Genomic DNA, 24143 nt, shown 5'->3' on the forward strand with positions numbered 1-24143 from the left:
TTTCATTTAGTGTATCTGAGGTGAGTTAAAGTGTCCAATTGGATTAGGGGGCTTTAAAGGTCATGATCGTTAGCATTTGGAAACACACCCGGTCCTCACTATTAAGCATCTATTCCAATATCCATACAAGACTGCAATGCACTTTCACTCGGGTTTGCACTTGCATTTGCACTTGGGCTTTCCCTCGGGTTTGCACTTGCATTTCCATCGGCACGCTTCCACCAGCACTTACACCATTGCCGCTGTCTGTAACTCTACAACCGACTCAGCGTGTTCGGTTTGATCTTCAACTTGAACTTGATCTTCAACTTGAACCCGTTTCCCTTGTAACAGATTCAGAATATCACGCGTCAGCGCATCCACGTTTTCCGGGAGAGTCGCCCAACTGGTACAGAAGCGAACCGCGCTGTGAGAGTGATCTACCTTTTCCCAGAATGTAAACGTATAGTGTTCACGCAGCTGTTCCAATAAAGAATCCGACAGAATTGGGAACTGCTGATTCGTTGGTGAAGCATACAGGAATTCCACCCCGTGCAACACAAGCGTATCATGAATTCTCAAAGCCATATCAACCGCATGACGCGAAATATCCAGATACAAACCGTCTTCAAACAACGTTTCAAACTGTATACCAAGCAATCTGCCCTTAGCCAGCAGGCCGCCTTTTTGTTTCATAATATAACGAAAGTCCCGCTTCAACGCGTCATTCAAAATGACCACCGCTTCGCCCATCAATGCACCGATCTTGGTTCCGCCAATGTAAAACACATCGCACAGACTCGCAAGATCTGCCAACGTCATATCACAATCTCTGGATGCAAGAGCGTAACCCAGACGTGCTCCATCGATAAAAAATGGCAGACCACACGCTCGGCTCACCGCATACAACTCTTCAAGTTCAGCTTTGCTGTACATCGTGCCATATTCGGTCGGTTGAGATATGTATACCATGCCCGGCTGTACGCTGTGCTCCGGTGACGATTCCTGCTTGTGAGCATCATAGATCGCTTGAACTTGTGCAGCGGTGATTTTGCCATCCAGACTCGGAGCCGTAAGAACTTTATGTCCTGTCGCCTCAATCGCACCCGTCTCATGGACAGCAATATGACCGGACACCGCTGCAATGACACCTTGATGTGGACGGAGAATAGAAGCAATCACCGTTGTATTGGTCTGCGTACCTCCGACGAGAAAATGTACATCCGCATCGTCGTTACCGCAAGCCTGCCGAATTAACAGACGGGCACGCTCACAGTGAGCATCTGTGCCATACCCACTCGTTTGCTCCATATTAGTCTCTATTAATCGCTGAAGAATGCGTTCATGCGCGCCTTCGTTATAATCACATTCAAATCGTATCATCGTGCCGTCTCTCCTGCCTTCTTGTTCAACTTCTCTTGGATGTTCATCATGGAGGTATAGACCTCATGAATCTCTTCTTCACTCAGGTTTTGCATTAATTTCAAAATCTGCTGATCGGATCGGTCATTCAGTTCTTCAAACAACACCTGCCCTTTATCCGTCAGACGAATCAGGCTAACCCTGCTGTCTTCCGTAGAATCCACCTTAATGAGCAGCCCTTCCTTGGTCAGCTTGTTCACAATGCGGCTCATATAGCTGCGATCAATCGTGAGTGTGTCGACCAGATTGTTTGCAATGCTTTCGCCGCGCATGCCAATCTCGATAATGACCCGTACTTCGGCAAAAGAATACCCTGTCCCGAGAATATGCTTATCAAGCACCCCGAGTATATTCGTATAGAAACGGTTAAACCGTCGTATATCCGTCAAAACTTCCGGTTGAATATGCTGAGAGTTCATCGCGAAGCCTCCCTATTAGTGGACAATGTCAACATTATGATATTCAGGTTTGTGGACATTGTCAACATTATTTTTCCATATTATTTGGAACTACACCCGTCAGCAATATAATACAACTTGTATGTGGCGTAGTGGAGAACTGGTCTAATCCATTCATACCTCACCTCCCATTAAATCAATCTGCCTATTACAAAGGACATTTCTATACACGTTGTGCTTGATTAGGCGCAAAAAAGCCGCGCAATGCGCGGCTCTATTCCTCAAATGAATCTGGCGAAGCATCCTACGAGTGCTTATGTTGAACTTGATGCAATCGGCTATAGATGCCTCCGGCAGCAACCAACTCTTCATGATTGCCTTGTTCAGCAATACCATCGGTATTCACCACAATAATGCGATCCGCATTTTTAATCGTAGTCAGTCGGTGAGCAATTACCAGTGTTGTTCTGCCAACAGACAATTCGGCAAGAGATTGCTGAATGAGTGCTTCCGTTTCCGTATCCAGGGCAGATGTCGCTTCATCCAGAATTAGAATCGGCGGATTTTTGAGGAACATGCGGGCGATGGACAACCGTTGCTTTTGCCCTCCAGACAGCTTGACTCCACGCTCTCCAATGATTGTATCCATGCCGTCCGGCAAGCTCAGAATCAAATCTTCCAATGAAGCACGGCGGGCCGCCTCCCAGATCTGATCCTCGGTTGCCGTCAGGTCGCCGTAAGCAATGTTTTCTTTAATCGTGCCTGAGAACAAAAATACATCCTGCTGTACAATCCCAATATGTTTGCGTAGCGATTGCAGCTTAATATCACGAATGTCGACGCCATCTACTGTGATTCGGCCTTCCTCTACCTCATAAAAGCGCGGAAGCAGGCTGCAGATCGTCGTTTTCCCTGCACCCGAAGGCCCGACAAATGCTACCGTTTCCCCCGGACGAACTGACAAACTAATTTGATTCAGAATACGCCGGCTGGATTCATAACCAAAGGATACATTTTCGAAGCGAATATCCCCCTTCACCTCACGCAGTTCAACCGCATCGTTGCGATCTGCAATTTCAGGCTCGGTGTCAATGATCTCCAGATAACGTTTGAAACCTGCAATCCCCTTTGGGTAGCTCTCAATTACGGCATTAATCTTCTCAATCGGGCGGAAGAAAATATTCGACAAGAGCAGGAACGCCATGAAATCGCCCATGTTGATTCTGCCATCGATGTAAAACCACGCTCCGCTAATCATCACAAACACGGTCACCAGACGCATCATCATATAACTGACCGAGATGCTTTTAGCCATCGTTTTATACGCGAGCAGTTTGGTTAGACGGAAATTAGCATTATCTTCAGCGAATAGCTTTTTCTCATGCTCTTCATTGGCAAAAGACTGAACAACACGCATACCACCTACGTTATCTTCAATACGTGCATTGAAATTACCCACATCACCGAAGAGTCTCCGGTATGTCTTCGTCATCCGTCCACCGAATATGATAATAACCCACGCCATAATCGGGATAATGATAAACGTTAGCAAAGCCAGTTCCAGGTTGATATTGGCCATCAGCCAGAACGATCCAATCAGCGTCATCACAGCGATAAATACATCCTCTGGTCCATGGTGAGCCACTTCGCCAATATCGTTAAGGTCATTCGTGAGATGACCGATTAGATGCCCGGTTTTGCGATTATCAAAGAAACGGAAAGAAAGCTTCTGCAAGTGGGCGAACATTTTCTCCCGCATATTTGTTTCAATGTTAATCCCCAGCATATGCCCCCAGTATGTAACGACATAATTCAATACCGTATTCAGTGCGTAGATGGATAATAATACGATACATGCAAGTAAAATAAGTGGCCAGTCCTGTCCAGGCAGCAGCTCATTAATGAATTTACTAACCGCAAGCGGAAATGCCAACTCCAGCAACCCCGCGAATACAGCACAGCCAAAATCGATTAAAAACAGTTTTTTATACGGTCGATAATACGAAAAAAAACGACGAAGCATTTCGATTCACACTCACTCTCCATATTCATATTCAGTTATACAGTGTATATCATACTATACAGTCTACCAAAACATGTAAACCTATTCTCCTTTTTTTCTACAGCCAAAAAGCCTTCTTCATATCATCGAGAAGACTTTTCGCGTGTTCTTTCTGAGACTACGATCGGATCATGAATATAATCGAACGATTTACTTCACTTTACTTTTTCAATGAAACTTCAAAACGAGAACCCGCCTCACCCGCAAATACAATCCGCCCGTTTTCGGGTAAGACTACTTCATTCTTGCCACTAATTACAGTGTGATTAATACAAACACCCGTCTGGTCATATACGGCAAAGGCCCCTTGTGCAGGCATCTTCACTGTCATTAATTTGCCTTTGGCTGCAGCTGGTACCGAAAACCATCTGGCATTAGCATCCGGCTGAATCGTTATCTTGGATTGCTTGCCTGCATAGAGTGCTTGAACAATCTCTTCACTCGCGTATTCATAACCTGTTAAATGAATATACTCTATACCGTATTTCTTGGAAAAGTAGATATCCCTCACATCCCTGCCAGCCATACCGGGAATCTGGAGTTGGTTCACTGCACGATCTGCTCCAACAATCTTGTGGTTGATCATATACCCGGGAACTCCATTCACTGTATCCAATGGAATCATGGATGAAGCATGGAGGTATGCCGTTGAGGTATATTTCTCATTCATCAAGTAATACCTCTGCCCATTGCGCTGATCCCATGCAGCCTGAATATCCTTGGACAATGGATTGTTTTCGAGCTTTTGTGCCGAATATTCCGAGAAAGCCAGTTGTCCTAGCCCAGGTACAGACAGATAGGATCGAGACCACAAGTAGACATGATCGTTTGACTCTTCAACCAATTTTAATTTTTTGGTGCCTTCTTTATTCACAAACGTTCCATCCGACGTATAGATGTACTGATCCGAAGGACTATTCGGAACCATTTGTGGAGTAATTGACAGTTCTCCAGCAGGGTTCACATCCACTTTCGATATGGCGTTATTTCCTCCATAAAATCCTGCATACTCAGACATCGCTTTTGGCATATCTGCTTTCACAGGTACACCGAACGATTTAACCGGCTTGCGTTCTTGAATGATATCTTTGGACTCAAGTGCGCTAAGTAATAGTTCGCTCGCTATCAATTGATCGAGTGCGCTCGAACCTCCTGAAGAAGTAACGGCTGCAGCCATATTATGCTCTGGAAGTACGACCAGGGATGAATGATAAGAGACGGTATCCCCGCCCTTCGTAACAGCCTTGATGCCGTAGTCACTGAATGGGAACAAGTCCACACTATCCCACCCTAATCCGTAAGCTATGGAATGTTCACTCTCTTCTGGCCACATACCTCTTTGGTATTCTTCTTGCTCCATCGCTTTCACCGACTTGTTGGAAAGAATCCCTTGGACCTCACCCGTGAAAATTTGTGAAAATTTCACAAGATCCTTAGCGGTGGAATATATGCCTCCGGTAGCGATAATATTATAATTCTCTTGTGGAAGCTGAACCTCAGACAAAGGAGAATAAATGGCCGCCATTTCTGCCGTGTTAACCACATCCTGTGGTGTTTTGGTATGATCCATGTTCAGAGGTCCTGTAAAATATTGGTGTATATATGCCGTGAAGCTCAACCCACTCACTCTCTCGACCAGAAGTTCAGCCAATGTAAATGCATCGTTAGAATATACCGAATACGCCCCTGGCTCTGCCTTCAGATTCTGAGTCGCTAATTGGTCCAAGAAAGTATCATGTGTGTAAGTATCATTATCCCCGTACAATGTTGAATTGTGACTTGAAGTGCCGAGGAGACCAGCCGAATGATTCAACAACATGCGCGGTGTGATTTGTTTGTAGCGAAGATCTTTCATCTTAAATTCCGGTATATAGTTCGTCACTGGCAGATCCAGATTCACCTTACCTTCATCAACAAGCTTCATAACAGAAGCTGTAAGGAACATTTTACTTGTTGATCCTATGCCATAGATTGTATCCGCTGTAAGAGGTACTTTCCCATGCTGATCATTCTTGCCTGTCTGTCCAGAGACTATAATCTCTCCCTGATCCATAAGAGCATACTGCACACTTGTTGTCCCGTATGTTTCGGTTAATAACTTGGCCTTTTCCATCACCGTTTTCTTGGTTGATTCATACGTCAGTTCACTGCTCTTATTGATAGCCGGTGCAGCCATAACCGTCCATGGTGTCAACAGCATCACCAGACTCAACACAGCGATTGAAGTACGTTTCATGATTACTCTCTGTGTCATGCCCTTGTTGATCTTTTTTTTGTCTTGTATTTTCATTCACATCTCCTCCTCATCTATAGTCATCACAGCCTTGATTACAGCTCCCCCGGTTCTACGAATTTCACCTCAGGATACATATCACTCGGACCTTGAACAAGGTTTCCGCCCGTTCCTTTCAAATGCTTGTTGAAAAAATCAAGTACATATTGGTCAACGATCCGCGAGCCTCTTTTACCATCGATATCTCCCGTGATGCCCGTCAGTTTAATCAACGGTGAATAGAATTGAAGATCCGTGAAATTGAAGTGCTGGGTTCCTTCTACATAAATTACATTGCCTCGATGATGGATTACATTTTTCATAATGTTCAGCTCATCATTAAGTTGTTTAATCACTTCGTTATCTGAATCTGTATTGTTTTTAAACTCTTCCAACCATGCCTTGAAAACTCCTGATCTGATGAACATAAACGGCTTATTGATAACGTCTCGATTCTCCACTTCGTATAGTGAGCCATCCATATTAATTCCGGCCTTAATTCTCTTATCTAAATATGTGGTATTAAACGCGGTAGCCCCCCCAAATGAATGACCCATTGCGCCCATATGATTTAAATCTATCTTTCCTTGGAATTGACTCTCGATTGCGCCTGAATTCAGCTTTTCTATCTGATCCATTACAAACTCCACGTCTTGTGTCCATATTTCCCCGACTTTTCTACGGTCGTCAATGGTTTTCATCTTGGTTCTATAATCGGTTACACGTGCATCTGGAAAAATCGTAGCAAAAGTACTATACGTATGATCGATGGTTACCACGATATAGCCATGACTGGCCAGATTCTCGGCCTGTGATGCATGTAAAACCCTGCTGGTTCCCATGCCATGGGATAACAGGACTACAGGATAAGGACTTGTTGAGGGCAATATTTCTACATCTTTATATGAGTTCGTTTTACTATACTTCCAGTAATCAAACACAAAGTCAGGCAGGTTTAAAGAATTAGAGTATGTCTGAACATACTCCTTGAACATTTCTTTATCTTCAGGGAAAAGAAATTCACGCTTGTTGTTATCTTTATTTTCAGTAGGATACCAAATCTGAATCATGAGTTCCCTTTTATCACCCTGCTCCTCAGTGAGGACCTCATCTCTGCTTGAATCCGTCATATGAAAGGTTTGAGTGCCCACTTTCTCTGGTCCATCGGGTTTAGGCAAATGAAAGACAGGCAAGTACACCATCAAACAGACAGATAAAGCCATTAAAATAATGATTAACGAGGCTGCACTGTATTTCAACAGCTTCCCTGTTTTGATCGTCATACTCTTCTTCACGTGCTTGAATAGAACGATGATTATAAGCAAGCCCGTCAGGATATAGATCAACAGCATCTGCCATCTGTATCCCTCAGCCAACAATTGAACTACGAACAAAACGCCGCTAACCATGCCCAGAGCCACACCCGTTTTGTGTGCCTTTCTTTTATCAAACCATAAATTAATGAACAGAGTGAAACAAGATAGCGTTAAAAGTATTTCAAATAATCTCATTTAGATCCCTACCTTTTTTAATAGCCCCACTTCATCGAGTGTTAGATCCATGTACATGTATTGACCTGGCTTAACCAAATATTAATGAATGAACATGTACTGTCCGTGACGGTTATATGAACACCATATGAACTAAGCAAAAAAAGCTGCGTTCCCATACAAGCGAACTTGTACACGAACACAGCTATAGGGAATGTCATAATCATTAATCAATGTCTTACCAAGAGGAACGGGCTATCCTGCCGTGGGGGAACTGATGGGCAGTGTAATAATAAACGTCGTTCCTTGATCTATTTTACTTTCCACCTTAATATCCCCTTGATGTAACGAAACAATTTGTTTGGTGATCGCAAGTCCCATTCCGCTGCCGTCATACTTGCGGCTATGAGAACGATCGGCCTTAAAAAAGCGCTCAAATATGCGCTTTTGATCCTCGGCAGGAATACCAATGCCATCATCCGATATCCGCACGGTTACATGCCTGATATCCCGTTCCATCCTGACGTGAATTAAACCGTTATCTTCTGAAAACTTAATCCCATTGCTGATAATGTTGGTCCATACCTGATTCAATTGATCATGATCTGCCTTGACTTGCACCTTCTGTAAATCCAGCTCAAACCGGATATTTCGAGCAGACCATTGGGGCTGTAATGCAACAATAACTCGTCTGATCTGCTCATCGAGATCACGAGTAGTGAGTTGCAGCTGATGGGATTGTGACTCAAGCATACTGAGCTTGAGCAGACTATCACTCATTTTAGACAATCGTTTCGCCTCTGAGATAATAATGTCAAGATACCGTCCTCGTTCCTGATCCGGTAACTCTACCTTCTTCAACGCTTGAGCATACCCTGATATGGAAGTAAGCGGTGATTGTACCTCGTGTGACACATTGGCAACAAAATCTCTTCTCATCTGCTCCAGCTGCTGCAGATCCTTCATCATATCTTCGAAACTGCGAGCGAGTGTGCCCAGTTCACTAGATTGCTTGATATTCAGCTTTACATTGAAATCACCTGCTGCGATACGTTTGGTTGCCTGAGTCAATGTTTTGATCGGTCTTACCAGATACATGGAAGCAATCAAAATGATCAGACTACCGGCGGCCAGAGATGAGGTGGCAAAGATCGTACCCCATTGGATCACAGCAGCAGCAGCGGGCGGTGACAAGGTTTCCAGAAACATAGCCCGAGTTCCGTTGCTCGTCCGGACGGGCAATCCCAGCAGAACTGTGCCCAGACCATTCGGTGTCGCCTCTACTACTGCTCCTTCGAGTACCTTCTGAAGCTGCTCTTTCGTCACTGAAATCGGGTTATGATCGATCGCCTTTCCGTACGTTTGGAACTGTCCTGACGGCTCATACATCCGAATATAGTATAAATCGAGTTGCTTCATTTTGTTGACGAATGCATCCGCTTCAGATAACGGTAGCGTTTTGTATATCTGTACAACATCCTGACCAAAGTTCCGTATATTGATATGTGAATTCTCATTGAGCTGATCTTCAAAAATCCAGGTGGACAAGAGGAACGCAATCACGGTCCCTGCAATTACAGAAACCAGAAAAGTCACAACGACCCGGATATACAAAGACTTAATCATGCTTGACCTCTAACCGATACCCCAGTCCACGCACCGTTTCAATCTGAAAATCAGAAGTCGTCGCAAAACGTTCGCGCAACCGTTTGATATGTACATCAACCGTTCGATCATCCCCTGTGTAATCCAGCCCCCAGATCTGATCGATCAATTGCTCCCGCGTATAGACTTGTCCTGGCGTTCCGGCCAGCTTGTATAATAATTCAAATTCCTTGAGTGGCAACGTTAACGCCTCTGTTCCCAGAATAACTTTGTAACTCTGACGATCCAGTGTGACGTTCCCAAATTGAATCATGTGGGTGGAGCCAATCTTGTAACGTTTCAGCAATGCCTTCACACGCACAGTTAACTCCAGAGGATCAAACGGTTTTGTTAAATAATCATCTGTTCCCAGCTCGAAACCTTTCACCTTTTCCCAAGTCTCACCTCTTGCTGTTAACATCAGTAAGGGCAGATCTGCGTTCATTTGTCTCAATTCTCTGCACAAAGCCCAGCCGTCCATAATCGGCATCATAATATCCAGCACCACCAGATCAATGGAGCGTTCCTTGTACAGCGTGAGCGCCTGACGGCCGTCTACAGCCTCTACGGTTTCGAATCCGTCATTTCGCAAAAACAAACAGACAAGCTCACGAATATTCGCATCATCGTCTGCAACTAATATAGTAGCCATATGTTTCTCCTTCTGGGGATAAACTTGTCGTTATCCGGTTATCGATTGATAACGACATTTCATTAATTGAGTTCATTCGTCATTTCATTCGGGTGCCCTTCGCTTACTCCAGGTCCTTCAGGGATATTGTAAACATCATATGTTTTTTCATCAATCCCCGAATAGGCACATCATGTGTTCCGCTTTCCTGAAAACCCGCTTTTAGAAGCACACGTATGGAGCCTGTGTTGTCTGGAGCAGCCCCCGCCTCCACTTGCGCAATGTTTGTTTCATATTTGGCAAAATGAAGCACTCGTTTCAACGCTTCGCTCATATAACCTTTACCTTGATGGAGCCGATCCGTTGCGTAACCGATTACCCATTTTTCTGCACCATTCAGTTCAATTCGAAACAGTGAAATTTCACCCGCCAGTTCATCTGTATCTTGAAGAAAAATGCCGAAAGAATATCGGGTTCCTTCTTTGGCTTGCTCAATCCATTTCTCAATTAACCCAGTCTGTCCGTCCAGACTATAAAATGATTCATCTCGTTCACCCGCCGTTATGCTCTCGATTGCCTCTCGGTTACCCACCTGAAATTCCTGAAGCAGCGAAGCGTCTTCTTTCGTCCAAGCTCGGATATAAATTCGTTCCGCTTCATATTTCATGTTCAATCATCCCTTACTTTGTATTCAGATTCCCTAATCTACCATCTCATCCAAGGCAGTCTCCAGTTCTTCAAGCCGTGTTGTTAGCGAATCCACATGAGTTTTTAGGTCAGATGTAATCGGAATCCACTCATGTTCGTACCGCTTCAGCTCTTCAGTAGCTGCATCCCGTTCTTTTTTCACTTGAGCGATCTGCTGTTCCAAATACATGATGTCGGACAGGCTTGCTCCGCCTGATAAACGCTGTGAATATGTCAAGTGCTCACCTCTTTACGCAGCTATTTATTCCACACTCATCTCAATCGCTTTACTTACATCATACGCTTCGATGTTGATTTCCGCTTCCATATCGAGTGACAACCTCGCAAGTTGACTACCGATATAAGGCCCCATGGTCAAACCCGAAGCACCGAGTCCGTTGGCTGTGATCAGACCTGACCATCCCGGAATCCGTCCCATGACCGGTAGAAAACCTGGCGTGAACGGGCGAAAACCAACACGAACCTCATCTATCGTACAGTTTGCTAGGTCAGGTGCCAGCTCCAGTCCTTTGTTCAATACTTCCTGCATACCTCCGGCAGTAATTCGTGTGTCGTATCCCTCAACATCATTTTCATGTGTAGCGCCAATAACCATCTTCTGATCTGCAAACGCCAGTAAGTATTGATCTGAAGGTGGCATAATTACAGGCCAACTCCCTGTGTTTTGTTGATCAGTAGCACGTAAATGTACAATCTGAGCCTTCTGATAATGGACTTTAAAATGAATCCCCAGCGGTTTCAGCAATTCATTCGCCCATGCACCAGCACACACCACAACCTGATCCGCTACATATCGCTCCGATTGCACCTTAACGCCAGTTACTTGTTCGCCCTCATAGAGAAGCTCGGCTTCTCCCTCAATCACACGAGCACCTTGCCGCTGTGCAGAGCGGATTAACGCATCACGCAGCGCTCTTCCATCCACGCGGGCAGCGCCGCTGATATGTACAGATGAATACCCTTCCCCAAGTAAAGGAAAACGTTCACGGGTTTCTTTTTCATCCAGACATATAATGTTTCCAATCTCGGGTGCATCTTCCCTACGCAGTTTGGCCCGTTCCACCATCTTGTTAATCTTGTCCAGATCTGTATGAATGCTGAGTGCGCCTGTCTGCGCATATCCGGTCTCGGTTTCTCCATCCCGCTCTAACTCAGCAATAAGCTGAGGGTAATAACGCGCGCCCGCCTTGGCAAGCTGATACCAGTCCTGATTCCGGCGTTGTGACAACCATGGACAGATGATACCAGCAGCCGCATCCGTGGCCTGCCCTGCATCTTTCCGATCAATAAGCAGCACTTCCGCTCCTGATTTTGCTAAATGATAAGCCGTAGATGAACCTAATATTCCCGCTCCGACTACGATGATTTTATTCATGCAAGTATCCCTTTCCTTCGTCCATTCATTCACATAGCGTAACCTTTTTCACATTCTGTTGGCAAGCTGAGTCACACAGACACGGTTTTCGAAAAACCAACATTCAAAAACGTTAACGAATTTAAAATAATCCCAATTATGTAATATAATTCTTTTTAGGTTTCTTTCATGCTCTCATCATGTTACCTGCGCACAAGACCTTTTAACGAAAAGAGGAATAATTCAACGATGCCGAAACCTAACATGGGAAATCTGCTGGAGCCCGATATGCCTCTCGTGATTACAGGGCAAAACCGGTTGACCGTTAATGAATTAATGGATTGGAGCGACCATTCACGGGATTACACCATTGTACAGTGCATCGGAGGAACAGGGAGAATTGCAGCAAAGAACCTTGAGTTTTCTGTGCGCAAAGGAACCGCTCTTATCATGTTTCCGGAGGTACCCTATCGTTATAACAATTCTGACACTACATTACAGTTCGATTGTTTGTCATTTAATGGCTATATTTTGCCGCGTTTTCTGCACTCCTTGCAGATCGGAGAGCTGCGCGCCTTCAAACCGGATGGCATGCTTGGCCTCCTTTTACGCGAGATCACACTGGCGCTGCAGTCCCGTCACAAGGATTATATCTGGCATGGCTCTATGCTGCTCTATACATTTTTAGTCAGGTTAACTATTGAGGGTGAACGTTATAGCACTTATGAGCGCACAGAAGCACGATTGCGACTGGCAGAACTTGTGGCTTTTATGAAACAAAACTATCAGCAAGACCTTGCCCTCTCCATATTGGCCGAGAAGATGAACGTGACCGAGCAGCATTTGAACCGGATATTCAAGAAGGAGTTTCATATGACACCGCTTGAATACCTGGTTCGATATCGCTTGCTCAAGGCAAAAGAAATGCTGGTGCAGCAAAAAGATGTAACGGCACATGAGATTGCCAGAGCTGTCGGTTTTAACAGTGCAAGTTACTTCGGTTCTGTATTTAAAAAATACGAAGGAATCTCACCTATCGAGCTACGCAAGCAATTTCAAGAATAGAGGAGCTCCATACTTATCTCGGCCAGCGAGGTTAACCGGCGTTCATGCTTGGAAAATTGCAGCTTGCGCGTAACCTCGTTTGGCACGATATAACAACGGATACCTGCGGTATTTGCCGCCTTTAACCCATTCGGCGAGTCTTCGAATACAATCGCTTCGCTGGCTTCGACGCCAAGACTTTGCAAGGTCAGAACATACAGTTCAGGGTCTGGCTTCACTCTTTTTACATCCTCTGACGTATGAATGATATCAAAGTAGTGCAACAAGTCGAGTTTCAGCAAATATCCGTGTACCCAATCCCGTGTTGAACTGGATGCAACCGCCAGCTGAATTCCATGGTCTCTGGCTAATTGAAGCAGTTCAAGCACTCCGGGAAGAATAACCGCTTGTCCCAAATATGCTTCGTATTTCTGTTCAGAGAGCAATTGCATACGCTCGTAATCGATTTTTCGTTGCAGTGCCTGCTCCAGATATTGATAGGGATGAAATTCTTGGAAAGACGTACCCACGTTTTTCGACCAAAGCTCCAGCTCCAGTTCAACCCCGTGTTCTGCATAGATGTCGCGAAATGCATAGTACCAAGGCGTCTCTGTATCGACAATTAATCCATCAAAATCAAAAATGAGTGCTTTTACCATCCCTTTACCCCCTTCACCAATGGTGAAGAGACGAGTTAGAAGCGTGCAGTCAAGTCCGGCTGGGTCATGCTTACGGATAAAAAGTGGCACGTACAACCTGTTCCCGTTGGAGACTGTGCAACAACTCCGGCTCGAATCTCCCCATCCATCGGCATACCGAAATAACGAATCAACTTCCATTCTTCCCCATCCGGGGAGTAAAAGAAGGACAGGCATCCCTCCACTTTTCGTATGCGCAGGTAAGGATCAGATACCGGAACCTCGGTGGAGTTGCAATCATCGGATGATCCTTCACGCGTGACTACAGACACAATCGTTGCCGCTTTACCATCATATTCAAAACATAGTTTGCACCAGTTTCGCTCATCGACCATGACCATCAGACAACCTGAATCATATTGATGTTTCATATCGACCGTCAGCTGTGTGGTCATCTCAAAATCACCTGATACGGGCAAGGACAGGAACGGGGCTGTCGCCCGAATATGCTTGCCTGCCGGGTCTTGGAAAAAGTCAGATTCTGCTTGCGCCTCTACGATCAGCCCGCCTTGATCCGTATATGACCAATTGTGCGGCTCATTCATCCAGCTCAGATGCTCTCTTGCTTCCATTCTCATTACATTCATCATTCAAACCTCCCAAGGATATCTGCACTCAACTGTATTTTCCCCGCTTTATATATTCGGCTAATATACAGAAAAGCCCTTCTTCTACATATTTTTGTAAGGTTCTATCACTTGGGGATGCTGCTGTGGATCATGTAAAAACAACATGATAATCATCAACACAATGTATAATGCCAGAATGACGCCGAACAAAAGAAGCGGATTATAATGATACAATAGTCCGGTCAAGTACCCGGAAGGGATTGCCGTCAACGTCATTACCGTCTGTACAGCCGAGAACATGTCCGCCTTCTCATGTGTACCCAGTCGGTTCATCAGCAACGAATCGCGATACGTTTGCAGAATGAAGTTTCCCGCTGCAAGCACAGTAAGGGTGAGAAACAGCATCACCATATTCCCGGCCGGTATCAGAAGAAATAACACGGCGCCCGCGGTACTGAGCACAATGGAAAAGCTCACATACTTCTCTTCCGACCTCCGCTTCAGGCGCGGTAGAATAACCAGATATAATAACATGACTGTAACAGCGGTCACGACCGGAATAAATGAAATAACACGATCATCAAAGCGCAACTGCTCCTTAAAGTAAATAACCTGAAAGAAGTTCAATTGCAGCACGAGATTAGACAGCACTGTAATTAAAATAATAGGAAACAATCTGCGCTTGTAGAAAGATCGTGCAAACAGACGCAGGCTATCGCCAAGGCTGCGAAGTACACGGGTCTTGCTGTGTATACCCATGAGCTCTTTGCCAACTTCGGTCTCATCCGTGTAGCGATTGCGAATGAAAAACATCGCTGTCATCAACAGACCGCCCACAAAATAAATGCTGGCCAGCGTAGGTACAATGCCAAAGTCCGCAATCACAACACCTGCAATCGGCGTGAGCACTCCCGCACCCGTGATGATCATGTTTAAAATGGCGAACACCTTGGATCGTTTATGTTCTTCTACGTCTTCGATGATCAGGCAATTGAAAGACACCGTGACAAACTTTGACGTCGCATTGAGCAAATATGCAATAAGGAACAGCCAGAAATTTTGTGAAAACGCCCAGATCAACATCGGTACACTCCAGGCAAGCAAGTCAAAGATCAGCGTCGTTCGTTTACGTCCCAACTTGTTGGTCACAGACCCTGCGAACAGCTGAAATACGAAGGCAAAATAAAGATTCACCGAATTAATGATACCGATCTCAATGTCGGACAGGCCGGCTTCCTTCATATACAAAGGGGCATAGAACAACACAATCGTTCCCGGAATGGCCCATACCGGCTCAAGTAAAATGGAATACCGCGGATTTCTCGGCAAATCCCGAAGCAGCTTCACTCCATATCCCTTCTTTCTCTCTGCGAATCTCCACAACCTTACAGGATCAGAGCCGTTTTCACCGAATTCATTGGCAGCTTTTCACCGCTACGCAGGTCATAACCGATCGTGCCATTGAATGCCTGCTCATAATCCGTCAAATATTCTTTGGCCGTTACCATCTGCTCCAGTTCAGGAATGCTCTGTGCGAATTTCAGCGCTGTGCTAATCATGGAGTGTACAGCTACTGCACCAATGATACTGATTCCATCGTTAATGACATGGGTTGATTTAAAAGTTACTTCGTAGCTGTCGTCATATCCCATGGGGATAATCCGTCCGCCTTTGGCAATCAGCTCAAGTCCGACATGAAGCTGATTCCCGACAGCATCCACGATAATGTCAAACTTTTTGTTATTGTTGATTTCGTATACTTTCTCCAGTGTTAGATCCTGTGGGTAGTACACATGATCCGCGATACCTTCTGCAAATTGTTTGCGGTAAGGGTCAATTTCCGTACCCACTGTGAGTCTTGCCAATCGTTTACTCACAAGCTGGCACAGTGAACCAATGGCACCTGAACCAAGTACGAGCACAGAATCACTGGGCTTCACGCCTGCTTTCATGAAAGTTTGCAGCACACAACCCAAGGGTTCAATCATCATTGCCGTTTCCCAGCTCATGGAATCCGGGATGGGATAGATATATTTTTCGTCTCCGACAAAATATTCGGCAAAAGTCCCATGTGTGGTCATCCCTACCTGATAATCATCGAAATTCTCGCAGTAGATGAACAAACCTTCACGACAATAAGAGCAGTAACCGCAGGATTGGGTCGGGTCAACGAGAACCCGGTCTCCTACATGAATGCCGCGTACTTCCTCTCCCACCTCAACAACGGTTCCTACGCCTTCATGACCGATAACCGTGCCTTTGTTAGCAGGTACTTTACCTTTGACAATGTTCAGATCCGTGCCGCAGATACCTGATCCGTAGATTTTCACTTTGACCTGATTTGCCTTCTGAATGCCAGGCTCCTCAATCTCCTGCAGTTCCACCTGTTTTAAATCCTGATATACGAGTGCTTTCATAGAAAAACCTCCTGGTTTATTAGGTAATTTCAATTTATTGTTCAGAAAATTCCAGATTGGCATATTTCAGATGCTTCTGGTTCTCTTTCCAATCAGACAAAATCTGAAGTAGCGCCTCCTCCACCCAGATCAATTCCTCCCGTGTGTGGGTATCGGAGAAGATAAAGTAACCTTTGGTGAAGATGCCATAATGAGCCATTCTTTTCACAACAAATTCACGGAACGGGTCGGTCTGAAAGTTGTGTTCTTCGATGGAGTGAATGTAAAAACTTGCATAGGTCCCTTTTAGAGCTAACTGCTCGGTAAGACCTAATAGTACAAGTTCGGATTCCAGTTGTTTCATGATCCGGGTTGCAGGTTCTCGCCATGTCGGCCACACTTTTGCCTTTTTCATCAACCTTTCACAAGCAATAGCGGCCGCGAGGGCTGTTGTCTCACTGGAATGAGCATTGCTAAACCGAACTTGTCCAGCAAGAGACATCAGGTGTTCTGGACCCAATACTGCTGCAAGTGGAAGCCCATTGGCCATCCCCTTCGAAATGCAGAGCAAGTCCGGCCAGATACCATATTCGCCCGCAGTTGCTTGCTTGCCCATTCGTATTCCCGAAGTGACCTCGTCGAAGATAATAATGATCTCCAAGGAACGACATAACGTTACCACCTTCTCAAGTTCATCCTTCTTCCACTCGTTCGGGCACAAGACGATACAAGCGATATCCTCCAGAGCAGAAATTTGTTCCTGGATATGTGTATAGGAAGGCTTGTTGATCCAGACCGTGGAACGCTCAATCTCAACCGGAATACCACGTTCTTTCGTCTGACTACCGTAATAACCGTACGCAGACCAGTCGTGCCATCCATGATATGCCGTTGCAATCACCTTACTTTTACCGCTTCCCGCACGGGCCAGCCGCACCGCGCCACTTACCGCATCTGCGCCGCTTTTGGTGAAACGAAGGGACGGATAACGCCCCTCAAACCGTTCCACAATTAACTCGGCACATTCCAGTTCAATATCCGCTGGAAGCGAAAAGCCCGTTCCTTTTTTCAACTGATGAATCACGGTAAGCTGAATTTCACGTCTGGCATGACCCCAAGGAACTGTACCCATCGCCATCTCACAATCCAGCCATTCATTACCGTCAATGTCCGTAAATCGGGAATGATGTGCCTCCGTACAACAGACGGGGGTGTGTCCAGGGAACAAACGCTCTGGAGCTTTGGCTAATGTGCTGCATCCACTTGGAATCACCTTTTTGACTTTTTCCAACCACTCCAGATTCTGGGTAAACCTTGCGGCACGATCCAACGTGTTCTTTTGATCGCTCATTTTGAGGTGCCTCCCTTTTGCTTGATTGTGGTATGTCGCCGCTTAACTCATCGCACTTTGGTCCCCGGCCAGCATCCATCATAGATTCGATCCATCGTAATCACATTGCCGTACAGGTCAATGATTAGATCTTTGTCCCGGTGGGCATGTCTCATCTCAATCCAATAACGGTTCTCTAGCAAACGGGCGAAGTTGTCCACCAGGAAAAGCAACCTGTTTTCGCTATGAATCAGCTCCTTGCCTAACACTTGAGGCAACCAGATCGCTCCATTGGAGTTAAAACGGTTGGAGTAGTCACGCACTTCGGCAAGTGGAGCAATTCCCGTCTCTTCGAGCTTGGCCCAGAATGTATCCGCGTCACTACGCACTTCAGCAAGATCGATGCCGATCATCGGTAGATGTTCATATTCGCGTTGATGTTGCAACTGTTCTTTTAGATGGCTGAATACGAAGGGCCATACGTCAGCTTCGATCTGACTGCCCCATTTTTTCCAGAATCGTGCCAGATTGTTCTTACGGTTGAAGTTGCGATGAATGCCGCTGCTTCGTTCCCAGTGATATGCCTGTATGTTGGGGTTAATGACCGTATCATACCCCGCCGCTCTGGCACGCATCTGATAATCAAAATCTTCATATCCGTTGAAAAATTTCTCATCGAGATTGCCAATCGTCTCATACACCTCCCGCTTCATACCAAACATTGCAAACACAACAAGCTGCACTGAGAAGGTCTGTTTCGGGATATCATCCGGGGAGGCGTTCAGGAACAAATGTCGTCCAATCGTGTCAGCAAACGCGATACCACAATGCTGCACACCACCAGTCTGCGGATATAACAGGACCCCACCGATCATGCCAATCGTAATGTCAGTGTCCAGCGTTTCTTTCATCATGGATTGCCAATTTGGCTGTAGAATAGTGTCAGAATCCAGGAAGAAGATATATTCTCCCTCAGCACGACTCAGAGCATGATTAATGGATACAGCACAGCCAAGTGGAAAATCATGCTGAAGAATCTCAATCGTTACATCTTCTCTAACGTCTTGTTTCAGTCTGTCCAGATGCTGGAAGACCGCTGATCCGGAACCATCGTTGATGAAAATAATCTGAGTTGACGGACTAACGGTCCGAAGCAGCGAATCAGTAAAGAGGTTCAGAATGTTGTAGTCCTGATTGACGGGTACAATAATCGTGTAAAGCATAAGATCCCTCCTAATAAAGTGCATAATCATGAGACGAAAACGTACAGGACATAGACATAAGCAGTGATATAACTAACGCTTCCCCTTTAGCCTCCTTCATCCAAAAAGTTGGTCTTAATTTGGTGATAATTTGAATATAATAGAAATTTATATCATTTATTGGAAGTTTTAAATCCTAAATTCTGAACACTATCAAGATCTGAATCTTGATATACATCAAAAAAACTCTTGATTGGGCTCCACATCTCATGCGGCAGACCTATCAAGAGTTACTCCGTAATATCTATTCTTTTCCTAGATTAGCTTTCCACTCTCGCTGTCAGCCAATCGGATTCTTTCGCACCGAGATTTGTAATGAATTGCTGCAGCGCATGAGAGATCCACTTCCGGGCATGAATAACGAGTTGAATTTCGAGTGTAAAGTCCGTATGAACTAATGGTAACACCGTGAGCTTCTGTCTCTGGATCTCATCCATGGCAATCATGCGTGGCAAAAGCGAGATACCTGGGCCAGCCATAATACTACGTTTAATCGCTTCAGGGCTGCCAAGCTCCAATCCCACTTTATAGGGGATTCCATTGGTTCTGAGCACCTTCTCCAGCAGTTGTCTGTAATTGCACGAATCCTCCGGCATGATCCATTCCTCGTCCGCCAGATCACGGAGTGCAACCTCGGACCTAGCCGTAAGTGGATGATCCGAGTTCACGATGAGCACCAGCGGCTCCTCCCGAATGGTGATCCATTGTAATCCCGACTCGGGTGAAGCATTCGCAAGAATAAGACCGACATCCGCTTCGCCTTCTCTTACTTTTTGCAAAATCAGATCTTCTCGATCCGTCTGCAGCCGAATCCCAAGCTCGGGATATTGTTTCCGTGTGGTCTGAATGGGCACAGGCAGATAGTAAGACGCAAGCGAATCCATCGTTGCGATGGTAAGTGAACCCCCGCCCTGCTTGGTCAGCTTCTCTTGCGAATGTTCAAATATTTCTAGCAACTGTCCGGAAAGCTTGAACAGTTCTTCTCCGGCCGAAGTCAGCCGAATTTTATTGTTATTAAATCGTTCAAACAGCTTGACCTGATAGATTTTCTCCAGCTTTTGAATCTGGGTTGTGACACTGGACTGTGCGTAGCCAAGTTCTTCGGCCGCTTTCGTAAAGCTTTGTCGCAAAGCAACCTCGCGAAAGGTTTGAAAATAGTTTAAATCCATCATGTACTCCCTCACATCATCAATATTATTGATAACACCCATCATCTATTATAGCTAACTATGATACCTTTTCCCATGGTAAAGTGAATGAAATGGAATTCCAACATACATTTGGGGGTTATACGATGTTAACCGAACAACAAATTCAAGGCATTTATATACCTGTAATCACACCTTTTACCCAGGAGCGCGAACTTGATCTTCCTTCGTTCCAAAATTACATCAAAGTTATGGCAAACAGCGGTATTCATGGCTTGGTGATTAATGGTACGACAGGAGAATCACCTACCGTGACATGGGATGAAGTGGAACAGCTTGTGAAAGCCGCGAAAGAAACACTGAGCAGCATTAACTCGTCCGTACCCATTATGGTTGGAACTGGAACGAATGACACCGCTTCAACGGTAGCGAGAACGAAGAAAGCCGTAGCACTCGGCGCTGACGCTGTTCTTGTCGTTACTCCATACTATAACAGACCAACGGAAGAGGGCATTTATGAGCACTTCCGCATGGCAGCCGGGGTAGGCATCCCGGTGATGGTATACGAAATTCCAGCCCGTACAGGGGTTAGAGTTTCCATAGAGATGATGAAGAAAATTATGAACATCGATGGCGTTATTGGCCTTAAAGATAGTACAAATAACCTCGACCTCATGACCGAACTGGTACGTTGCGGCTCCAAGCCCATTTTGTGCGGAGATGATACATTCTTCTACGATATGTTAACGAAAGGTGCAGCTGGCGGTATGATGGCATCGGCAAGTATCAATCCAGAGCGTTTCCTGGAAGTATATAACCGTTTTGTTGCGGGTGAAAAAGAAGATTCTCATCGTCTCTACACACAGCTCGTTCCGTTTATTAAACATCTATTTGAGGAGCCTGCTCCAGCTATGCTGAAACATCTGCTTGCTCAGCAAGGCATTATCGCTTCTTCTCAGCTGCGTCTGCCTTTGATGCCAGCATCCGAACAGTTAAAAGCAAAAATTGCACTGTAAGGATTGTTCTTTAGTATAGGTATAGGTGAAATAATAAAAAGCCGCAGTTTCTTCTGCGGCTTTTGCTGTTCACTTTTTTAACAATCCATTCAAGTAACAACGTAGAAATTCTTGCTGTTGATATGTTCCTTTTTAGATCATCTCGCAACAAAACCGTGATAGAATGTATCCACTACAAGCGCAGGTGCCGCATTTCTGGCAATATTACCACTGATCACTTGCTGCCATGTCAGAAAGACGATGGAATACAGAACCTCCACAATCCATGTTTTGTTCACATCCGAACGGAAAAATCCTTTCTCCTGAAGCACACCAATGGCATGTAGCACCGGTTCTCTCAGCTTCTGATCTGCTCCTTCAATCTCGGCGTTATAATTGACGGTTGCATCATGAGCCAGAAAGTATATCTTATCACCCAGTGGAATCAGCGCTTCAATCAGCTCCGGAATATACTGTTCGACTCGCTCCTCATCAAGCTTCACATGCTGCAACGTCTCGTTAACAACCTCAATCGCACGCAAAGCCAGATGAATCATCAGTTGCTCACGACTCTCCACATAGCGATGTAACGTTGCAATTCCGATATTTGCAGCTTCAGCAATGTCGTTCATCGACGCATTCGGCTTCTCTATAAGCAGCTTCGTTGCTTCGTCCAGAATGGTAAACATTCGATTTTGCTTGAACGTTAACTTCTCATTTTTCATCACAAACGACACCTCGGAACCAAAATTGTATTCCATTCCAATAGAACGTAAATTATTCGAGCGAACTAATCCACCTTGGCTCCGAAGGAGCGTGCAATCAGAACGGCCTGTTCACGATCCATACGTACCCCTTTTAAATCCAAAGATTTCAGATCAATTCCGTCTAAAATGGCACCCCGCAGATCAGCTCCCTGTAGCTTCACCTTGCTCATGGATACTCTCGTGAGATCACAATCACGCAGGTCAGCTTTGGATAAATCACACTCGGTTAGATCGGCTTCAAAAAATCGAATACCACGCAAATCCTGTTTTCCGAGACGCGTATGTCTCAGATTGGTATAAGACCAGTCTCCTTTTACAAGAGTAATGCCATCCATCTGGGCACCGGAGAAATCCGATCCCGTCATTTTGCAGGCCGTAAACTTGGAGGCAAACAAGTTTGCACCACCAAACAGGCAGTTTTCAAACGCAGACTCCGTGTGCATGGATCCATTCATCAATGCTCCCTTGAAATCACATTCAATGAAACGGCAATGGCTCGTTTCGATCTCTTCCATGGAAGCGTTCATGAACGTGCAGCGCTTGAACACACAACGAATTAACTCGCCGTAACGCAGATCACGTCCCTCAAAGTGAACACCCTCATATTCCTGATCCTTATATTGATACATTCCTTACACCTCGTTTGGTATCGTCTAACGTCGCAGTCATTTTTGACCAATAACCTATTTTAATAACTATCTATTTCTACTATACCATATGGATACGACCGAATTAGACAAGTACTTTTGACATTCTGTACATAGATACGGCTGGTTTGTCGATCTTTCCTACCTTGTTGTATCCCAGACGTTCATAAAGCTTGATCGCACCCACATTCTCCTGTCTGACCGTTAACGAAGATTTGAAATATCCTTGCCGGACGGCCTGCTTCTCCACATGTCCGATCAACTCTGTTCCGATCCCAAGCCCCCTGCTTTCGGGTAAAGCCGCAATGATCCCGATATGATATTCATCATTCTCTGCCTCTTTTAACGTCACCATCGTATAAAACTCTTTCCAGTTCCGCATGTTGTATCCGATCAGCTTCCATTTACGTATATCCAACAGCTGTAAGAACGTCGTCCATGCCAGCTTGTTCATCAGCGTCGTCGGATAACACATGATCATACCAAGTGTTTTCCCCTCCCGCACCGCTTCATAAGCATACTCGTGACTAAAACGATTATTGCGTGCCTTCCATAGCCTCTGAAATGTGTTATCTATAACTGCGGGTTCTCTGGAACCAGCCAGAGAATACTTCATATAGTCCAGCGCCATCTCTGTTAATTTTCCTCCAACGGCGGTTTGAGGCTTTGCTTTTACAATGGATATTTGGCTCATAAGTGTCACTCCCAATCTTTGTTTTTTATATTCGCTTGTTATGGTTTCTTGTTTTGGTCTCTTGTTATCGCGCTCTAAAGCTTGGACGGATGAGGTTCGGATGCCATACCATCCACAAAAACGTTCACTGCTTGAATCGATAATCCTGTAAGATGTTCAACCTGATCAATGACCTTATGTTGCAGCTCTCTACAGACTTCGTGTACTTTACTGCCATAACGAACGATAATTTTGACGTTGATCTCCACGCTATTGTCTACTCTGCGAATCGTAATGCCGTTTTGCAGGCTTCGACCACTCCATATTTTGCTAACACTTTCAACCAATCCAGCCGACATGGAAGAAATCTCGCGGGTAGCCCCCGTTATTTTACCGACCATTTTGGAGATGACATTATCCGATATTTGGACATGGCCTATTGTTTGTTTGATCATCATATGATCGCCTCCATCATTTTTGATAGACTTAACTATCATTTAATTAAAATATATATCATCCGAAAGCCAAATTCAACTTTTACTGTATATAACAAAAAAAACCGCATGAATCGCGGTTTTCGTCTTCTTTCATATGAGGCTTTCTTCTATGTTAGAAGTTTATATTAGAGGTTATCTCCCCGAATTAGTTCTTCGT

23 protein-coding genes are annotated in these 24143 nt (G+C 45.1%); 2 read left to right on the top strand and 21 right to left on the bottom strand.

The window, feature by feature from the left end; genetic code table 11:
* Positions 1–228 precede the first annotated feature (228 nt).
* The 10 genes from ACUTVW_RS23740 to ACUTVW_RS23785 form a co-directional block, all read right to left on the bottom strand.
* Positions 229–1362: a threonine aldolase family protein gene (locus ACUTVW_RS23740; protein WP_445648027.1), complete on the bottom strand. Its 1134-nt coding sequence runs from the start codon at positions 1360–1362 to the stop codon at positions 229–231.
* Positions 1359–1820 carry a MarR family winged helix-turn-helix transcriptional regulator gene (locus ACUTVW_RS23745; protein ID WP_445648028.1) on the bottom strand — a complete coding sequence of 154 codons (462 nt, stop codon included), beginning with the start codon at positions 1818–1820 and terminating at the stop codon, positions 1359–1361. The genes ACUTVW_RS23740 and ACUTVW_RS23745 overlap by 4 nt, the downstream gene beginning before the upstream one ends.
* A gap of 283 nt (positions 1821–2103) precedes the next feature.
* The gene (locus ACUTVW_RS23750) at positions 2104–3822 is read right to left on the bottom strand and encodes an ABC transporter ATP-binding protein (RefSeq protein ID WP_445648029.1); all 1719 of its coding nucleotides are present in this window, start codon (positions 3820–3822) and stop codon (positions 2104–2106) included.
* A 199-nt stretch (positions 3823–4021) separates the two neighbouring features.
* Entirely contained in the window at positions 4022–6151 is a 2130-nt protein-coding gene (locus ACUTVW_RS23755) for a serine hydrolase domain-containing protein (protein ID WP_445648030.1), read from the bottom strand.
* Positions 6152–6189: 38 nt separating this feature from the next.
* The gene (locus ACUTVW_RS23760) at positions 6190–7644 is read right to left on the bottom strand and encodes an alpha/beta hydrolase family protein (protein ID WP_445648031.1); all 1455 of its coding nucleotides are present in this window, start codon (positions 7642–7644) and stop codon (positions 6190–6192) included.
* A 234-nt stretch (positions 7645–7878) separates the two neighbouring features.
* Complete coding sequence (locus tag ACUTVW_RS23765; RefSeq protein ID WP_445648032.1) at positions 7879–9249, bottom strand: sensor histidine kinase; 1371 nt, start codon at positions 9247–9249, stop codon at positions 7879–7881.
* Positions 9242–9919, bottom strand: a complete 678-nt coding sequence (locus ACUTVW_RS23770; RefSeq protein WP_445648033.1) for a response regulator transcription factor — start codon at positions 9917–9919, stop codon at positions 9242–9244. Before ACUTVW_RS23770 ends, ACUTVW_RS23765 begins: the two co-directional genes overlap by 8 nt.
* Before the next feature lie 103 nt (positions 9920–10022).
* Positions 10023–10565 carry a GNAT family N-acetyltransferase gene (locus tag ACUTVW_RS23775; protein ID WP_445648034.1) on the bottom strand — a complete coding sequence of 181 codons (543 nt, stop codon included), beginning with the start codon at positions 10563–10565 and terminating at the stop codon, positions 10023–10025.
* Positions 10566–10598: 33 nt separating this feature from the next.
* Positions 10599–10823 (bottom strand): hypothetical protein, encoded by a 225-nt coding sequence (locus ACUTVW_RS23780; protein WP_445648035.1) that lies wholly within the window; start codon positions 10821–10823, stop codon positions 10599–10601.
* A gap of 24 nt (positions 10824–10847) precedes the next feature.
* Positions 10848–11981 carry an NAD(P)/FAD-dependent oxidoreductase gene (locus ACUTVW_RS23785; RefSeq protein WP_445648036.1) on the bottom strand — a complete coding sequence of 378 codons (1134 nt, stop codon included), beginning with the start codon at positions 11979–11981 and terminating at the stop codon, positions 10848–10850.
* Between the two features lie 228 nt (positions 11982–12209).
* Here ACUTVW_RS23785 and ACUTVW_RS23790 point away from each other — a divergent pair, with 228 nt between their 5' ends.
* Entirely contained in the window at positions 12210–13025 is an 816-nt protein-coding gene (locus tag ACUTVW_RS23790; RefSeq protein WP_445648037.1) for a helix-turn-helix domain-containing protein, read from the top strand.
* On the opposite strand, the gene ACUTVW_RS23795 is transcribed toward ACUTVW_RS23790, so the two are convergent.
* The 7 genes from ACUTVW_RS23795 to ACUTVW_RS23825 all read right to left on the bottom strand — a co-directional run bounded on the left by ACUTVW_RS23795 (position 13016) and on the right by ACUTVW_RS23825 (position 20431).
* A complete protein-coding gene (locus tag ACUTVW_RS23795; protein WP_445648038.1) occupies positions 13016–13663 on the bottom strand; it encodes an HAD family hydrolase in 648 nt (215 codons plus the stop codon). The two genes, ACUTVW_RS23790 and ACUTVW_RS23795, sit on opposite strands and share 10 nt — an antisense overlap.
* Positions 13664–13698: 35 nt before the next feature.
* Entirely contained in the window at positions 13699–14292 is a 594-nt protein-coding gene (locus tag ACUTVW_RS23800; RefSeq protein ID WP_445648039.1) for a DUF1349 domain-containing protein, read from the bottom strand.
* An 81-nt stretch (positions 14293–14373) separates the two neighbouring features.
* The gene (locus ACUTVW_RS23805) at positions 14374–15618 is read right to left on the bottom strand and encodes an MFS transporter (protein WP_445648040.1); all 1245 of its coding nucleotides are present in this window, start codon (positions 15616–15618) and stop codon (positions 14374–14376) included.
* 38 nt (positions 15619–15656) lie between these two features.
* The gene (locus ACUTVW_RS23810) at positions 15657–16688 is read right to left on the bottom strand and encodes a zinc-dependent alcohol dehydrogenase (protein WP_445648041.1); all 1032 of its coding nucleotides are present in this window, start codon (positions 16686–16688) and stop codon (positions 15657–15659) included.
* Positions 16689–16722: 34 nt separating this feature from the next.
* The gene (locus ACUTVW_RS23815) at positions 16723–18018 is read right to left on the bottom strand and encodes an aminotransferase class III-fold pyridoxal phosphate-dependent enzyme (protein ID WP_445648042.1); all 1296 of its coding nucleotides are present in this window, start codon (positions 18016–18018) and stop codon (positions 16723–16725) included.
* Positions 18019–18065: 47 nt separating this feature from the next.
* The gene (locus tag ACUTVW_RS23820; protein ID WP_445648043.1) at positions 18066–19220 is read right to left on the bottom strand and encodes a glycosyltransferase family 2 protein; all 1155 of its coding nucleotides are present in this window, start codon (positions 19218–19220) and stop codon (positions 18066–18068) included.
* Between the two features lie 299 nt (positions 19221–19519).
* On the bottom strand, positions 19520–20431 hold the full coding sequence (locus tag ACUTVW_RS23825; protein ID WP_445648044.1) for a LysR family transcriptional regulator: 912 nt from the start codon (positions 20429–20431) through the stop codon (positions 19520–19522).
* 122 nt (positions 20432–20553) lie between these two features.
* On the opposite strand from ACUTVW_RS23825, the gene dapA reads away from it, so the two are divergent.
* Positions 20554–21423, top strand: a complete 870-nt coding sequence (gene dapA, locus ACUTVW_RS23830) for a 4-hydroxy-tetrahydrodipicolinate synthase (protein WP_445648045.1) — start codon at positions 20554–20556, stop codon at positions 21421–21423.
* Between the two features lie 137 nt (positions 21424–21560).
* Here dapA and ACUTVW_RS23835 read toward each other — a convergent pair whose 3' ends face one another.
* The 4 genes from ACUTVW_RS23835 to ACUTVW_RS23850 all read right to left on the bottom strand — a co-directional run bounded on the left by ACUTVW_RS23835 (position 21561) and on the right by ACUTVW_RS23850 (position 23947).
* Complete coding sequence (locus ACUTVW_RS23835; RefSeq protein ID WP_445648046.1) at positions 21561–22127, bottom strand: TetR/AcrR family transcriptional regulator; 567 nt, start codon at positions 22125–22127, stop codon at positions 21561–21563.
* Between the two features lie 65 nt (positions 22128–22192).
* Positions 22193–22798: a pentapeptide repeat-containing protein gene (locus tag ACUTVW_RS23840; RefSeq protein WP_445648047.1), complete on the bottom strand. Its 606-nt coding sequence runs from the start codon at positions 22796–22798 to the stop codon at positions 22193–22195.
* Between the two features lie 103 nt (positions 22799–22901).
* Positions 22902–23510, bottom strand: a complete 609-nt coding sequence (locus tag ACUTVW_RS23845) for a GNAT family N-acetyltransferase (protein WP_445648048.1) — start codon at positions 23508–23510, stop codon at positions 22902–22904.
* A 74-nt stretch (positions 23511–23584) separates the two neighbouring features.
* Positions 23585–23947 (bottom strand): Asp23/Gls24 family envelope stress response protein, encoded by a 363-nt coding sequence (locus ACUTVW_RS23850; RefSeq protein WP_445648049.1) that lies wholly within the window; start codon positions 23945–23947, stop codon positions 23585–23587.
* Positions 23948–24143: the final 196 nt, after the last annotated feature.

This window comes from Paenibacillus sp. TSA_86.1, assembly GCF_052691815.1.

Coding starts and splice junctions, on each gene's coding strand:
- ACUTVW_RS23800 (WP_445648039.1), bottom strand. CDS start 14,292: ATGATGAATGTAATGAGAATGGAAGCAAGAGAGCATCTGAGCTGGATG.
- ACUTVW_RS23770 (WP_445648033.1), bottom strand. CDS start 9,919: ATGGCTACTATATTAGTTGCAGACGATGATGCGAATATTCGTGAGCTT.
- ACUTVW_RS23810 (WP_445648041.1), bottom strand. CDS start 16,688: ATGAAAGCACTCGTATATCAGGATTTAAAACAGGTGGAACTGCAGGAG.
- ACUTVW_RS23850 (WP_445648049.1), bottom strand. CDS start 23,947: ATGATGATCAAACAAACAATAGGCCATGTCCAAATATCGGATAATGTC.
- ACUTVW_RS23775 (WP_445648034.1), bottom strand. CDS start 10,565: ATGAAATATGAAGCGGAACGAATTTATATCCGAGCTTGGACGAAAGAA.
- ACUTVW_RS23835 (WP_445648046.1), bottom strand. CDS start 22,127: ATGAAAAATGAGAAGTTAACGTTCAAGCAAAATCGAATGTTTACCATT.
- ACUTVW_RS23815 (WP_445648042.1), bottom strand. CDS start 18,018: ATGAGCGATCAAAAGAACACGTTGGATCGTGCCGCAAGGTTTACCCAG.
- dapA (WP_445648045.1), top strand. CDS start 20,554: ATGTTAACCGAACAACAAATTCAAGGCATTTATATACCTGTAATCACA.
- ACUTVW_RS23755 (WP_445648030.1), bottom strand. CDS start 6,151: ATGAAAATACAAGACAAAAAAAAGATCAACAAGGGCATGACACAGAGA.
- ACUTVW_RS23795 (WP_445648038.1), bottom strand. CDS start 13,663: ATGGTAAAAGCACTCATTTTTGATTTTGATGGATTAATTGTCGATACA.
- ACUTVW_RS23845 (WP_445648048.1), bottom strand. CDS start 23,510: ATGAGCCAAATATCCATTGTAAAAGCAAAGCCTCAAACCGCCGTTGGA.
- ACUTVW_RS23765 (WP_445648032.1), bottom strand. CDS start 9,249: ATGATTAAGTCTTTGTATATCCGGGTCGTTGTGACTTTTCTGGTTTCT.
- ACUTVW_RS23750 (WP_445648029.1), bottom strand. CDS start 3,822: ATGCTTCGTCGTTTTTTTTCGTATTATCGACCGTATAAAAAACTGTTT.
- ACUTVW_RS23740 (WP_445648027.1), bottom strand. CDS start 1,362: ATGATACGATTTGAATGTGATTATAACGAAGGCGCGCATGAACGCATT.
- ACUTVW_RS23825 (WP_445648044.1), bottom strand. CDS start 20,431: ATGATGGATTTAAACTATTTTCAAACCTTTCGCGAGGTTGCTTTGCGA.
- ACUTVW_RS23785 (WP_445648036.1), bottom strand. CDS start 11,981: ATGAATAAAATCATCGTAGTCGGAGCGGGAATATTAGGTTCATCTACG.
- ACUTVW_RS23820 (WP_445648043.1), bottom strand. CDS start 19,220: ATGCTTTACACGATTATTGTACCCGTCAATCAGGACTACAACATTCTG.
- ACUTVW_RS23790 (WP_445648037.1), top strand. CDS start 12,210: ATGCCGAAACCTAACATGGGAAATCTGCTGGAGCCCGATATGCCTCTC.
- ACUTVW_RS23840 (WP_445648047.1), bottom strand. CDS start 22,798: ATGTATCAATATAAGGATCAGGAATATGAGGGTGTTCACTTTGAGGGA.
- ACUTVW_RS23745 (WP_445648028.1), bottom strand. CDS start 1,820: ATGAACTCTCAGCATATTCAACCGGAAGTTTTGACGGATATACGACGG.
- ACUTVW_RS23760 (WP_445648031.1), bottom strand. CDS start 7,644: ATGAGATTATTTGAAATACTTTTAACGCTATCTTGTTTCACTCTGTTC.